Source organism: Streptomyces sp. NPDC042002 (assembly GCF_055588305.1).
Genome location: NZ_JBVJCT010000013.1, coordinates 86,750 through 99,605, shown reverse-complemented (window position 1 = coordinate 99,605; position 12,856 = coordinate 86,750). Strand labels below are relative to the sequence as shown.

12 protein-coding genes are annotated in these 12,856 nt (G+C 71.9%); 5 read left to right on the top strand and 7 right to left on the bottom strand.

Annotated features, from left to right (window positions below):
* Nucleotides 1–77: 77 nt before the first annotated feature.
* On the top strand, nucleotides 78–662 hold the full coding sequence (locus ACZ6KY_RS20805) for a sigma-70 family RNA polymerase sigma factor (protein WP_469311756.1): 585 nt from the start codon (nucleotides 78–80) through the stop codon (nucleotides 660–662).
* Nucleotides 659–1,411 (top strand): anti-sigma factor, encoded by a 753-nt coding sequence (locus ACZ6KY_RS20800; RefSeq protein WP_469311755.1) that lies wholly within the window; start codon nucleotides 659–661, stop codon nucleotides 1,409–1,411. Before ACZ6KY_RS20805 ends, ACZ6KY_RS20800 begins: the two co-directional genes overlap by 4 nt.
* Nucleotides 1,412–1,538: 127 nt before the next feature.
* On the opposite strand, the gene ACZ6KY_RS20795 is transcribed toward ACZ6KY_RS20800, so the two are convergent.
* The 5 genes from ACZ6KY_RS20795 to ACZ6KY_RS20775 all read right to left on the bottom strand — a co-directional run bounded on the left by ACZ6KY_RS20795 (nucleotide 1,539) and on the right by ACZ6KY_RS20775 (nucleotide 6,663).
* Nucleotides 1,539–2,345 (bottom strand): DUF1295 domain-containing protein, encoded by an 807-nt coding sequence (locus ACZ6KY_RS20795; protein ID WP_469311754.1) that lies wholly within the window; start codon nucleotides 2,343–2,345, stop codon nucleotides 1,539–1,541.
* Complete coding sequence (locus tag ACZ6KY_RS20790) at nucleotides 2,342–3,610, bottom strand: class I SAM-dependent methyltransferase (RefSeq protein ID WP_469311753.1); 1,269 nt, start codon at nucleotides 3,608–3,610, stop codon at nucleotides 2,342–2,344. Before ACZ6KY_RS20790 ends, ACZ6KY_RS20795 begins: the two co-directional genes overlap by 4 nt.
* The gene (locus ACZ6KY_RS20785; protein ID WP_469311752.1) at nucleotides 3,607–4,338 is read right to left on the bottom strand and encodes a DUF1365 domain-containing protein; all 732 of its coding nucleotides are present in this window, start codon (nucleotides 4,336–4,338) and stop codon (nucleotides 3,607–3,609) included. Before ACZ6KY_RS20785 ends, ACZ6KY_RS20790 begins: the two co-directional genes overlap by 4 nt.
* Nucleotides 4,335–5,651 carry an NAD(P)/FAD-dependent oxidoreductase gene (locus ACZ6KY_RS20780; RefSeq protein WP_469311751.1) on the bottom strand — a complete coding sequence of 439 codons (1,317 nt, stop codon included), beginning with the start codon at nucleotides 5,649–5,651 and terminating at the stop codon, nucleotides 4,335–4,337. Before ACZ6KY_RS20780 ends, ACZ6KY_RS20785 begins: the two co-directional genes overlap by 4 nt.
* A 175-nt stretch (nucleotides 5,652–5,826) precedes the next feature.
* The gene (locus ACZ6KY_RS20775) at nucleotides 5,827–6,663 is read right to left on the bottom strand and encodes an MBL fold metallo-hydrolase (protein ID WP_469311750.1); all 837 of its coding nucleotides are present in this window, start codon (nucleotides 6,661–6,663) and stop codon (nucleotides 5,827–5,829) included.
* A gap of 118 nt (nucleotides 6,664–6,781) precedes the next feature.
* Here ACZ6KY_RS20775 and ACZ6KY_RS20770 point away from each other — a divergent pair, with 118 nt between their 5' ends.
* Nucleotides 6,782–7,384, top strand: a complete 603-nt coding sequence (locus ACZ6KY_RS20770; protein WP_469311749.1) for a TetR/AcrR family transcriptional regulator — start codon at nucleotides 6,782–6,784, stop codon at nucleotides 7,382–7,384.
* A gap of 49 nt (nucleotides 7,385–7,433) precedes the next feature.
* Here ACZ6KY_RS20770 and ACZ6KY_RS20765 read toward each other — a convergent pair whose 3' ends face one another.
* Nucleotides 7,434–8,969 carry an AMP-binding protein gene (locus ACZ6KY_RS20765; protein ID WP_469311748.1) on the bottom strand — a complete coding sequence of 512 codons (1,536 nt, stop codon included), beginning with the start codon at nucleotides 8,967–8,969 and terminating at the stop codon, nucleotides 7,434–7,436.
* 171 nt (nucleotides 8,970–9,140) lie between these two features.
* Here ACZ6KY_RS20765 and ACZ6KY_RS20760 point away from each other — a divergent pair, with 171 nt between their 5' ends.
* A complete protein-coding gene (locus tag ACZ6KY_RS20760; RefSeq protein WP_469311747.1) occupies nucleotides 9,141–9,707 on the top strand; it encodes a GNAT family N-acetyltransferase in 567 nt (188 codons plus the stop codon).
* A gap of 116 nt (nucleotides 9,708–9,823) precedes the next feature.
* On the opposite strand, the gene ACZ6KY_RS20755 is transcribed toward ACZ6KY_RS20760, so the two are convergent.
* Entirely contained in the window at nucleotides 9,824–11,278 is a 1,455-nt protein-coding gene (locus tag ACZ6KY_RS20755) for an APC family permease (protein WP_469311746.1), read from the bottom strand.
* Between the two features lie 199 nt (nucleotides 11,279–11,477).
* Here ACZ6KY_RS20755 and ACZ6KY_RS20750 point away from each other — a divergent pair, with 199 nt between their 5' ends.
* The gene (locus tag ACZ6KY_RS20750; protein ID WP_469311745.1) at nucleotides 11,478–12,659 is read left to right on the top strand and encodes an ROK family transcriptional regulator; all 1,182 of its coding nucleotides are present in this window, start codon (nucleotides 11,478–11,480) and stop codon (nucleotides 12,657–12,659) included.
* Nucleotides 12,660–12,856 lie beyond the last annotated feature (197 nt).

Genomic DNA, 12,856 nt, shown 5'->3' with positions numbered 1-12,856 from the left:
CGGCCCGCGGGCCAATCCGCGGCCCGACCGGCTTCGGATCACATCCGAACCGTCGAAGCGTCCTGGAGGACCACACTGTGAAGGAAGCCGTGGAGATCGGGAGGAACCCGGCTGCGGAGCCGGACCTGCCGGATCTCATGGACCGGGTCGCCCGGGGCGACCAGGAGGCGTTCGCCTCGCTCTACGACGTCGTGGCGGGCCCCGTCCTCGGCATCGTGCTCAGAGTGCTGCGCGACCGGGCGCAGTCGGAGGAGGTCGCGCAGGAGGTGCTGGTCGAGGTGTGGCGGACCGCCGCCCGCTACCGGCCAGAGCGCGGGTCGGTGATGAACTGGGTCCTCACCCTCACCCATCAGCGGGCCGTGGACCGGGTGCGCTCGGTCGAGGCCTCGGCGGCGCGCGAGCACAAGGCCGCTCTCCTCGACCGGACACCCGAGTTCGACGACGTGACCGAGCAGGTCGAGGCGCGCCTGGAACGTGAGCAGGTACGGCGCTGTCTGCGCACGCTGACGGAGCTCCAGCGCCAGTCCGTGACGCTGGCGTACTACCGCGGGCTGACCTACCGGGAGGTGGCGGAGTTGCTGGCGCTTCCCCTCGGTACGGTCAAGACCCGCCTGCGTGACGGTCTGATCCGGCTTCGTGACTGCCTGGGGGTGACGGCGTGACCACAGTGGACCTGCATACGCTGACGGGCGCGTACGCGCTGCACGCGCTGGGCGACGACGAACGCGAGCGTTTCGAGCGGCACGCCGCGGACTGCGCCGACTGCGCGCAGGAGGTCCGTGAGCTGACCGCCGCGGCCGCGCGCCTCGGCCTGGCCGTCACCGCCTCGCCGGGGCCTGCCCTCAAGGACCAGGTCATGCGCCGGATCACCACGGTCCGGCAGGAGTCGCCGCGCACGATCGCCCTCACGGCGCCCCGGGCCGTCGGCATCCGCCGGCGGCGGCCCGCGCGCTGGGCGCTCGCCGCCGCGCTGGCCGCCGCCGCCTCGTTGGGCGGTACGGCGGTGTGGCAGCACGAGCGCGCCCAGGACGCCCAGGAGCAGGCCCGGCAGGCCGACCGGCGTGCGGACCAGGTGGCCGCGGTCCTCGCCGCCCCGGACGCCAAGGCGCGTACGGCGAAGCTGGCGGGCGGGGCGAGCGGCACGGTCGTGGTGTCCAAGGGCCGGGACCAGGCGGTGTTCATCGCCGCGCGAATGGCGAAGCCGCCGAGCGGCAAGGTCTACCAGCTGTGGTTCGACGACGCGGGCACCATGCGGTCCGCCGGGCTGATGGACCCGGGCCGCACCACCGAGGCGGTGCTGATGGAGGGTTCCGTCGACGGCGCGTCCGGTATGGGGATCACCGTGGAGCCGGCCGGTGGTTCGGCCGAACCCACCTCCGATCCGCTGGCTCTGCTGGGTTTCCCCGCCTGAGCGTTCGTGCCCTCACCCACTGCACCGGTGAGGGCACGAAGTGCTCGCCGTACCGCCTGTGGGTCCCCTCCGGCGGGAGGGGACCCACAGGCGACGCCGCGGTGCCGAAGAGGGAACTCCGGACCGGTCAGCCGCGACGCTTCGGTGGCCGCGGAAAGAAGCCGCTGGTGCGCGCCGCGTACTCGGTGAAACCCGGGCGCTGCGCCATGTGGCGCTCCAGCATCGGCTTTCCGCTGCCGTTGATCAGGAGGTAGCTCATCACCAGCGGCGACACCGCCGCCACGGCGGCCGACTGTGGGCTGTCGCAGGCGAGCAGGAACAGGCCCCACCACACGCAGAAGTCTCCGAAGTAGTTGGGGTGGCGGGTCCAGCTCCACAGGCCGCGGTCCATGACGCGTCCGCGGTGGGCCGGATCGGCCTTGAAGCGGGCCAGTTGGGCGTCGCCCACGGCCTCGAAGAACAGGCCGAGCGCCCACAGCGCGGTGCCCGCCCACGCGAAGGCCGTCAGGGGCCCCGGAATGTACTGCGCGGCCTGGACGGGCAGCGACACCAGCCACACCAGCGCCCCTTGCAGGAGGTACACCATGCGCAGCGCGTAGAGGTCGCGGCTGCCGGGGGCCTTGGCCAGCAGGGCTTCGTAGCGCGGGTCCTCGCCGTGGCCCCGGCCGCGCCGCGCGATGTGCGCGGCCAGCCGCAGTCCCCACACCGAGGTGAGGACGGTGACGAGCACGCGCCGGGCCCCGTCGCCCTCACCGGCGGACGCCAGGAAGGTGACGAGGGCCACCGCGGTGAAGCCGATCCCCCAGGCGACGTCCACGATCCGGTGCAGGCCCTTGCGTACGGCGACGGCGAAGGTGGCGAGCATGACGGCGAACGCCGCGACGGCCGCGAGCGCGAGGTTCCGCTCGAACGCTCCCCAGGGGAAACCGCTCATCGGGCAGTGTCCTCCTTCGTGAACAGGTACTGCTGGACGTCCAGATAGCCGGAGCGGAACCCGGCTTCGGAGTACGCGAGATAGAAGGTCCACATCCGGCGGAAGGTCTCGTCGAAGCCGAGCGCGGCGACCTCGTCGGCCCGCTCGGTGAAGCGTTCGCGCCACAGGCGCAGGGTCTCCGCGTAGTGCGCTCCGAAGGCGTCCCTGCGGGTGGTGCGCAGGCCGGTGTGAGCCCGGGTCACCTCTTCGACCGCCTCCACGGAGGGCAGCAGTCCGCCGGGGAACACGTACTTCTGGATCCAGGTGAAGGTGTCGCGGGAGGCGAGCAGGCGGTCGTGCGGCATGGTGATCGCCTGGAGCGCGACCCGGCCGCCGGGGGCGAGCCGCGCGTCGAGGGTGGCGAAGTAGACGGGCCAGAACTCCTCGCCCACCGCCTCGACCATCTCGACGCTGACCACGGCGTCGTACGTCCCCGCGGCCTCGCGGTAGTCGCACAGCTCGATGCTCACCCGGTCGTCGAGTCCCGCCTCGCGTACCCGCTCACGGGCCAGAGCCTGTTGTTCGCGGGAGAGGGTGAGCGAGGTGACGTGGGCACCGCGTGCGGCGGCACGGATCGCCAACTCGCCCCAGCCCGTGCCGATTTCGAGGAGCCGGGTGCCTGGTCCGACCTCGGCGAGGTCCAGCAGCCGGTCGATCTTGCGGTGTTGGGCGCCGGCCAGCAGCGGCCAGGAGGCGGGGAATCCCCGGAAGAGCGCCGACGAATAGCTGAGGGTGTCGTCGAGGAAGAGCGCGAACAGGTCGTTCGAGAGGTCGTAGTGGCGGCTGATGTTGTCGCGGGCGCCGGTGGGGGTGTTGCGCTGGACGTCCGGCCGGCGCGTCGCCCAGAGTCCCCGCAGCTTCTGCAACGAGGCCGGGACCAGCCGGGCCGCGTTCCCGGCGAGCACGGTGAGCGCGGCGACCAGGTCCGGCGCGTCCCACTCCCCCGCCATGTAGGACTCGCCGAAGCCGACGAGGCCCTGGGCTCCGATGCGGCGGTGGAAGGCTGACGGGTCGTGGATCTCGATGACCGGGCCGCCGAGGCCGAGACGGGTTCCGTCGGCGAACCGCGCCTGGAGGGGCAGGCGTTCCAGCGCCCGGCGCAGCACGGCGCGGGTGACGGCGGCGCGGGCTCGCGAGGATTCCGGCCGGGTCACCACGTCCGGCCAGCGGAGCGGGTCGGTGTCCTGCCGGGGTGCCTCGGCGGGGCAGGACTCGGCTGTCCTCATTTCACGTTCTCCTGGGCTCGTTGCGGGGTGCGGGGCTGGACGGGCAGTCCGCGCAGGTAGAGGCGGATGCCGTGCAGCCGGATGGCGGCGGACACGGCGGCGGTGGACCACGGGTGGCGAAGCGCCTGCCGCAGCAGCGCTCCGACGGTGGCGGCCCGGCGTGTTCCGCGTACGGTGGCGGTGAAGGGCCGGGCGCCCTCGCGTTCCAGATGCACCGTCAGGTCGAGGCGGCTGCCGGGCTCGGGCAGTCGCATCCGGTAGGCGCCGTCGACGGGGAAGAACGGCGAGACGTAGAACTCCTTGCGGGTCCGCGCGGTGCCGCTGTCGTCGGGGCGCAGCAGATAGGAATGCCGTTCGCCGTACGTGTTGTGCACCTCGGCGACGACGCAGCGCGCGGTGCCGTCCCGGTCGTGACACCAGTACAGCGTCAGCGGGTTGAAGACGTGGCCGAGGACCCGGGCGTGGGCGAGCATCAGCACCGGCCCGCCGCGCAGGTCGACGCCGTGCGAGGCGAGGAAGCGGTCCAGGCCCGCCCGGATGGTCGGCTGGTCGCCGTCGAAGTGGTCGCGGGGGTCGAAGCGGGCCAACGGGCGCAGTGGGTAGGGCAGTTCGGGCGGGTGGTCGGGGTCGGTCAGCCACATGTACGTCCGGTGCCGGAGCGCGTACCGGGTGGGCTTCGTCCGTATGTGCGCGACCGTGCAGGGGTAGAGGGCCGGGGTGCCGGTCACCAGGTCACCCCCAGCGCCTCGGCCGCCCCGACGCCGGACCGGCAGCCGTCCTCGTGGAAGCCCCAGCCGTGGTAGGCGCCGGCGTAGGCGGTCACCGGGCTGTTCAGGGCGGGGAGTTGACGTTGGGCGGCGACGGACTCGGGGGTGTAGACGGGGTGTTCGTACTCCATGCGGGCCAGCACCCGGGCCGGGTCGACGCGGTCCTCGCCGCCGAGGGTGACGACATAGGTCTCGGGCGCGTCCAGCCGCTGGAGGCGGTTCATGTCGTAGCTCACCCGGACCCGGTCCGCGTCGGACTCGCAGGTGGGCATCAGGTAGTTCCAGGAGGCCCGCGCCCCTTGGGCGCGCGGCAGCAGCGCCGTGTCGGTGTGCAGAAGGGTGCTGTTGCGCGAGTAGCGGAACGCTCCGAGCACTTCGCGCTCCAGGTGGGTGGGGTCCGCGAGCAGTCGCAGCGCCTGGTCGGGATGGACCGCGATGACCACGGAGCCGTACGAGGCGGTGGTGCCGTCCTCGGTGGTGATGTCCACCCCGTCGGCGTGGCGGCGCACGGCCCTGACCGGGGTGGAGGTGTGGACCGCGTCGAGCTGTTTGGCCAGCCGGTCGACGTAGGACCGGGAGCCGCCGGTCACGGTGCGCCAGACGGGCGAGTCGCCGACCGAGAGCATGCCGTGGTGGTCCATGAAGCGGAACAGATAGGAGGCCGGGTAGCGGCGGGCCGTGGCCGCGTCGCAGGACCACACCGCGGAGACGAGCGGGGTCATGAAGTGCCCGGTGAAATAGGGCGAGAAGCGCTGCCGGGCCAGGAACTCGCCCAGGGTGAGAGTGTCCTCGCCGTCCTGGGCCAGCAGGCGGCGGGCGGCGCGGTGGAAGGCGGGCACTTCGCCGAGCATCCGCAGGTAGGAGCCGCGCAGCGCGTTGCGCGGCTGGGCGAACAGGCCGGCGGAGCCCCGCGCGCCCGCGTACTCGAGTCCGCATCCCTCGCACCGCACCGACATGCTCATCTCCGACTCCTGGGTGGCGACGCCGAGTTCGGCGAACAGCCGCAACAGGTTCGGATAGGTGCGGTGGTTGTGCACGATGAAGCCCGAGTCGACGCGGTGCAGGCGTCCGTCGGACGAGGTCAGGTCGTGGGTGTGCGCGTGCCCGCCGAGCCGGTCGTCCGCCTCGTAGAGGGCCACGGGCCGCTCACGGCTCAGCACGTAGGCGGCGGTGAGCCCGGCCACTCCCCCGCCGATCACGGCCGTACGTCGGCGCGCCCCCTGCCGTTCCCGTCCCGCGCCGCTGTCCAGAGGGCCTGCGGACCTGTGCCTCATCGGTTTCCTCCCGCCCGGCTCCTGATCGGAGCTCTCGGAGGTATTCCGAAGCTGAGGCCCAAACGGATTGGCCGGGGCGCGATCTTCCTCCGATCGGTCGGGGAGAGCGCCGGCCGACGCCGCGGGCGGGCGTCGAGGGCGCCGGGCCGTCCTGCCGGACTACTGGGTCACTGGACTACCGGACGCCCTCGCTATCGGCTTTGCCCGTGTACCGGGCCAGTTCCCAGGGGTCGTGGGCGCTGAGGACGTCGACCTCGTCGCCGTGCAGACGGACCAGTTCCCGCAGCCGGGCGTGGTTGGCGAGCCGCAGGGGCCTGTCCACCTCGGCGATCTGCTGGAGGAGGTCCAGACCGGGGTGGCCCACCGGGTGGTCGGGGTCGATCTCGCGGTGGAAGTAGTAGGCGTCACCGCAGTGCAGGAGCCATCGTCCGGAGTCCTCGACGGCTATCGCGCTGTGGCCGCGGGTGTGCCCGCCGAGCGGGACGAGCAGGATCTCCGCGTCCAGGCCGTCCAGCGGCCTGACCGCGTCGAAGCCGAACCAGGGGTCCCCCGTCGGCTCCGCGTAAGTGACCCAGTGGGGGCGGTGCGCCCACTGGGCCGGGCGGTAGCGGACACGGTCCTCGGGGTGGGTTCCGGGTGCCGCCATGGCCGCGCGGTGCTCCGCCTCGCTCAGATGGACCTTGGCCCAGGGGAAGTCGGGAAGGCCGCCGGCGTGGTCGAGGTCGAGATGGCTGAGCACGATGTGCCGTACGTCCTCGGGCCGGAAGCCGAGGGCGGTGACCTGGTGCAGCGCGGTCTCGGCGAGGTCCAGGACCGGCTGGGCGCGGCCGAGGAAGTCCGCCCCGAGGCTCTCCTCGGGCCGCGCCACATCGGCCGTACCGATGCCGCTCTCGACCAGGACCAGGCCGTCGCGGTCGGTTTCGACGAGCAGGCAGTGGCACACGGCGGGCAGGCTTCCCTCCTCACTGTCGATCGTCCGCAGGGAACCGCAGTTCAGGTGGTGGATCTTCACGATGAGTCCCTTCAGGTGCCCGTGGATGCCCTTTGGCACCGGCACGGAGCCGCATCGCCAAATAGATAACGAACGTTCGTACGCTAATGGCGAACGGTCGTTAGGTTAAGCTGGCCCTATGAGCCCGCGCAAGTCCGTCGCCGAAACCGCCGACACCCGCGAACGGATCATCGACAGCGCCCTCACACTGGCCTCCGCGGAGGGCCTCGAAGGCCTCACCATCGGACGCCTGGCCACCGGCCTGGCGATGAGCAAGGCCGGCGTGATCGGCCATTTCGGCAGCAAGGAAGCACTCCAGCTCGCCGTCCTGGAAGCCGCGGTCGAGCGATTCAGGCTGCGTGTGCCGGCGCGGGCCGTCGGGGCCAGGCCCGGCACGGAGCGGCTGACCCGCGCCTACGACGAATGGATCGCCTACATGGCCGAGGGCGAGGGGCACGGAGGCTGCTTCCTCACCTCGGTGGCGAGCGAGTTCGACGGCCGCCCCGGCCCGGTCCGGGACGCGGTCCGGGCCGCGCTGGGCGCGTGGACGGCGTACGTCCTCGCGGAACTGAACACGGCGGTCGAGACCGGCCGGCTCCCCGAACGCACGGATGTGGACCAGCTGGCCTTCGAGCTGGGCGGCGTCATCCTCGCGGTCGGCCAGTCGATCAAACTGCACCGCGACCCACAGGCGCCGACCCGCGCGCGCCGCGCCATCGCCCGCCTGCTCATCGCCCCCTGACACGGCCACGCGGCGTCAGGAGGCAGGGGACAGGGGACAGGGGACAGGGTCAGTTGACGTCCCGGTCGCGTCCCTCCCAGTACGGCTCGCGCAGCTTGTACTTCTGGAGTTTGCCGGTGGCCGTCCGGGCCAGCTCGCTCCGGAACTCGACCGAGGTCGGGGCCTTGTACCCGGCGAGGCGCTCCTTGCAGTACTGGATCAGCTCACTCTCCGTCGCCTCCGCGCCCGGCGCGAGGACCACCAGGGCCTTGACCGTCTCGCCCCACTTCTCGTGCGGCACGCCGATCACCGCCACCTCGGCGACCGCGGGATGGCTGAAGAGCGCGTCCTCCACCTCGATCGAGGAAACGTTCTCACCGCCCGTGATGATCACGTCCTTCTTGCGGTCGCTGATCGTCAGATAGCCGTCCTCGCCGATCGATCCGCCGTCGCCGGTGTGGAACCAGCCGTCGGCCAGCGCCCGTTCGGTCTCCGCGGGCTGCTCCCAGTACCCCTCCAGGACGACGTTGGAGCGCGCGAGGATCTCGCCGTCGGCGGCGGTGCGCAGGGTCACGCCCAGCGCGGGGGCGCCGGCGCGCACCAGTTTCTCTGCGCGGGCCTGCGGGGCGAGGTCGTCCCACTCGGAACGGGTGCGGTTGACGGTGAGCAGGGGCGAGGTCTCGGTGAGACCGTAGATCTGGATGAACTCCCAGCCCAGCAGGGACTCGACCCGTGCGACGGTCTTGGTGGGCGGCGGCGCTCCGGCGACGATGATGCGGACCCGGTCGCGGCCGGGGATCTCGCCGTCCCAGGACTCGGCGGCGGCCAGCACCGCGTTGACGACGGCAGGGGCCGCGCACATCACCGTCACCCCGTGCTCGGCCACCCGGCGCAGGATCTCCGCCCCGTCGACCTTGCGCAGCGCGATCTGCCGGACGCCGAGGCCCGCCATCGCAAAAGGCATCCCCCACCCGTTCGCGTGAAACATGGGCAGGGTGTGCAGGTACACATCACGGTCGGTGACACCCGCGTGCAGGGCGAAGGTCGTGGCGTTGACCCAGACGTTGCGGTGGGTGATCTGTACGCCCTTGGGCCGGGCGGTCGTCCCGCTGGTGTAGTTGATCGTCGCGGTGGCGTTCTCGTCCGCCTCCCAGGGGCGGGGTTCGGTGCCGAAGCGGTACAGCTCCGCGTCCGCGGCGGCGCCGAGGGTGAAGCGGTGTTTGCAGCCGACCCCGGCGAAGCGGTCGGTCAGTTCGGGGTCGACGAGCAGGACGCTCGCGCCCGAGTGCTCGACGATGTAACTCACCTCGTCGGCCGTCAGACGGAAGTTGACCGGTACGAGGACCCGGCCGTGGCCGCTGACGCCGAAGAACGAGGTGAGCAGCCTGGCGCTGTTGGGCGAGACGACGGCCACGCGCGCGCCGTGCGGGACATCCAGCGCGTCGAGCCCGGCGGCCTGGGCCCTGGCCAGTTCCCCGACGCGCCGGTACGTCAGCCCCTCCCAGGACTCGGCCGGCTGGTCCGGTTCGTCGACGACGCCGACACGGTCGCCGTACACGGTGACAGCGCGGTCCAGGAAATCACGGGCCCCGAAGGGGACGAGCATCACGGCCTCCCGACGATCGGACGATGTCCAAGTTCTATCCCGGCCAGGCCCTGGCGCACCCCGACACCCCCCAAGTGGTCCTCGGCCCGTGGGGTCCGTGCCCCCGTCCGTATCCATGTGCGTGCCCCGGCCTCCTTGGCCGTCGGCCGCCCGGCGCGTCACGATCGTCCGATGGACAGCCGACCGACGTTCGACTTCCCCGGGCCGCTGCGTATCGACGGGCTGGGGCTGCGACTGCGCGAGTGGTCCGACGACGATGCCGCGGATCTCGTCGCGCTCTACGACGATCCCGAGATCGACCGGTGGACGCCGGTCGCCTCGCCGTTCGACACGGAGGCGGCGCTCGCCTACCTCGCGGCGGCCGAGCAGAAGAGCGCCGAGGGGCGGGGCGTACAGCTGGCCATCACCACGGACGGTGAGCGGCCCCGGGGCGAGATCCTGCTGTTCCCCGGCACGGGCGACGAGCGGGACGTCGAGCTGGCCTACGGCGTGGGTGCCGCGTACCGGGGCCGGGGGCTCGCGACCCGCGCGGTCCGGCTCGTCGTGGACTTCGCGCGCCGCCGCGTCGGCGGCCGGCGCATCGTCCTGTGCATCGAGGACGGCAACACCGCGAGCGAGGGGGTCGCCAAGGCGGCGGGTTTCGTCCTCGCCGACGACGAGCCCGTCCTCCGTACGGCGAAGGGCCGGGACATCGTCCTGCGGACCTGGAGCCATCTGGACGGCGACGGCCATGGCTGAGCTCCGTGACCGGCGGCGACACGCTGCCCCGCGGGTCCGGGTGCCCAGGTCTGCCCAGGCCGTCGGATTGCGGTGGGCGCCCCCGGACATCGCGCGTCCGGGGGCGCCCCGGGCCGTCACGCCCCGGCGGGCTCCGTCTGCGGAACCGGCGCTGTCAGGTACTCCTCGGTGACCTCCTTCGGGCCGAACGGCCACACCTTCTCCCTGCGCGACCAGACGACGAAGGCGACGAGGCCGAGGGCGAGCCAGGCCAGTGACCACTCGATGGGGTGGCGGCCCGGGGAGTTCTTGTCCGCGTAGCCGTAGATGGTGAGCCAGCCGGCGAGGGCCAGGAAACTCGGCACGGGGTAGAGCCACATCTTGTACGGGCGGCGCAGACCTGGCTGCCGTTTGCGCAGCACCGACAGGGCGACGACCTGGGCCAGCGCCTGGACGATCACCATGACCGTGGTCAGCAGCTGGATGAGGGTGGCGAGGTCGGTGTGGCGGCCGATCAGGAAGCCGATCGCCGTGATGACGCCCATGGTGGCCAGACCCAGCATCGGGAAGCGGTGCTTGGGGTGCAGCTTGGCGTACGGACGGAAGAAGACGCGCTCGCGGGCCGCGTCGTAGGGCACCCGCGAGCCGCCGAGCAGACCGGTGAAGACCGAGGCGAACGCCGTGATCAGGATGAGGACGGTGACCGTGTCGGCGGCGCCCTTGCCCCAGGTCTCCTCCATGACCGCCGAGGCCACCGAGGTGGAGGCGATGTCGCCGGGGTCCGTCATCCGGTGCCAGTCGATGACACCGAGGGTGCCGATCTGGAGCAGCAGGTAGATCGCCATGATGCCGAGGATCGAGAAGATGATGGAGCGGGGCAGGATACGGCCGGGGTCCTTGATCTCGGCGCCCATGTACGCGGTGGTGTTGTAGCCGAGGTAGTCGTAGATGCCGATGGTCAGGCCCGCCGCGAAGCCGATCCAGAAGTGGCTGCCGGAGAGTTCGAAGGCGTGCGCCGGGTAGGTGAAGGCGAGGTCGGCGCTGAAGTCGGTGGCCGCGGCGACGATCACCAGCAGGACCGAGACGATCATCACGGCCCACATGACGGCGGTGATCCGCGCGATGTGCTCGATCCCCCGCCACAGCAGGAGGACGACGAGGGCGACCATGCCGAGTCCGACGAGGTCGCCGGTGGTCTTGCCCATGTCGGGGGCCAGATAGCCCAGGTACTGCACGAAGCCGACCACGCCCGTGGACATGATCAGCGGGATGAAGAGCATCGCCGTCCACACGAACAGGAACGGCATCAGGCGCCCGGTGCGGTACTGGAAGGCCTGGCGCAGATACACGTAACTGCCGCCGGAACCGGGCATGGCGGCGCCGAGCTCGGCCCAGATGAGCCCGTCGGCGAGCGCCAGCAGAGCGCCCGCGACGAAGCCGATGACCGCTTGCGGGCCGCCGAACGCGGCGACCATCAGCGGGATCGTCACGAACGGCCCGATGCCGCACATCTGGCTCATGTTGATGGCGATGGCCTGGAACAGGCCGACGCGGCGGACGAAACCGCCGGTGGGTGGCGGGGTACCGGACACGGGTCCTCCTCAGGACAGGACGCGGGGAGAGGTACGGGGTGACGGCCGGCCTCGACGGCGGCCGACGGATCAAGGGCGGCGGGTGACCGGCCGGCGCTGGGCTCCCCTTGGCTCGCCCGGCGAGGCTGACTGGGCGATAAAGTTAAGGAGCCTTACTAGATGCGTCAAGGGGGTGTCATGAATGAGTGAGAATGGTCCGATGCCCGCCAGCGACGCCGCAGAGCAGCCCGAACAGCCCTGGAACCGCCGGCGGCTGCGCAGCACCAACGAGCGGCTGCTCCTCGACCGGCTGCGCGCCGGCGGTGCCGCCTCGCGCGCGCAACTCGCCCGCGAGACGGGTCTGTCCAAGCCGACGGTCTCCAGCGCGCTCGCCGCGCTGGAGGAGGCGGGACTGGTCCACGAGGTCGGAACGCGGGCTCCCGAGCGCGGCCGGGTCGCCGTCCTGTACGCCCCCGACCCCGCGGCCGGGTACGCGCTCGGCATAGACATCGGCCGGAGCTGGCTGCGCGTCGCGGTCGCCGACCTCGACGGCGCGGTGGTCGCGCGCGCCGACGTGCGCAACCGCGCCCGTACCTCCGGGGCGATGGCCGACCTCGTGGTCTCCACCGCCCACCAGGTCGTCGCCAACTCCGGTGTGGGCGCCCACGAGGTGGCCCACGCGGTGGTGGGCACGCCGGGCGTCTACGACGAGAAGCAGCGCCGGGTGCGGTACGCGATGCATCTGCCCGGGTGGGGGCGGGCGGGCCTGTTCGACCGGATGCGGGAGGAACTGGGCATCCCGCTGGAGGTGCACAACGACGCGAACCTCGCGGCGCTCGGCGAGTACACGTACGGCGTCGGCGCCGGCAGCCGGCTGTTCGCGTACATCATGATCGGCACCGGTCTGGGCATGGGCGTCGTCAGCGAGGGACGGCTGTTCACGGGGGCGCACGGCGGGGCCGGTGAGATCGGATTCCTGCCGTGGCCCGGCCGGCACAAGCCCGAGACCCTGGAGGACGCGGTGTCCGGCGAGGCGGTCGTCGAGGCCGCCCGGCACTTCGGCATGACCGGGCAGCTGACCGCGAAGGCCGTCTTCGACGCCGCCCGGGAGGGCCACGGACCCGCGGTCGAGGCGGTCCGGCTGGAGGGCGAGCGGATCGCGCACACGGTGGCCGCCGCGACGGCGGTGCTCGATCCCGATCTGGTCGTTCTGGGGGGCGGGGTCGGTCACAGCGTCGATCTGCTGCTGCGGCCCGTCCGCGAGACCCTGCGCGCTCTCACGCCGCTGCGCCCGCGGATCGCACCCGGCCGTCTGGGCGAGGACGCGGTACTGCTCGGCGCGGTGGCCACCGCACTGGGCACGGCACGCGATGTGGTGTTCGAGCGCAGGTCGGCTTCCTGAAACCGGGGACCGCGACCGTCGGCACGCGTCGGTGTCGTACCTCGCCGGCCGGCTCGGATCCCACGAGCCGAACAGGGCCGTCCGCCCCGCCGGTGATTGACATGACCTACTCACCGGCCTAGCTTGTGGACCCGAGTTAGTAAAGTTTCCTAACTTGCAGTGCCGAAGCGCGGATGCTCCCCCACCTCCCAAGGAGA

Coding starts and splice junctions, on each gene's coding strand:
- ACZ6KY_RS20795 (WP_469311754.1), bottom strand. CDS start 2,345: ATGAGCGGTTTCCCCTGGGGAGCGTTCGAGCGGAACCTCGCGCTCGCG.
- ACZ6KY_RS20790 (WP_469311753.1), bottom strand. CDS start 3,610: ATGAGGACAGCCGAGTCCTGCCCCGCCGAGGCACCCCGGCAGGACACC.
- ACZ6KY_RS20780 (WP_469311751.1), bottom strand. CDS start 5,651: ATGAGGCACAGGTCCGCAGGCCCTCTGGACAGCGGCGCGGGACGGGAA.
- ACZ6KY_RS20770 (WP_469311749.1), top strand. CDS start 6,782: ATGAGCCCGCGCAAGTCCGTCGCCGAAACCGCCGACACCCGCGAACGG.
- ACZ6KY_RS20765 (WP_469311748.1), bottom strand. CDS start 8,969: ATGCTCGTCCCCTTCGGGGCCCGTGATTTCCTGGACCGCGCTGTCACC.
- ACZ6KY_RS20760 (WP_469311747.1), top strand. CDS start 9,141: ATGGACAGCCGACCGACGTTCGACTTCCCCGGGCCGCTGCGTATCGAC.
- ACZ6KY_RS20750 (WP_469311745.1), top strand. CDS start 11,478: ATGCCCGCCAGCGACGCCGCAGAGCAGCCCGAACAGCCCTGGAACCGC.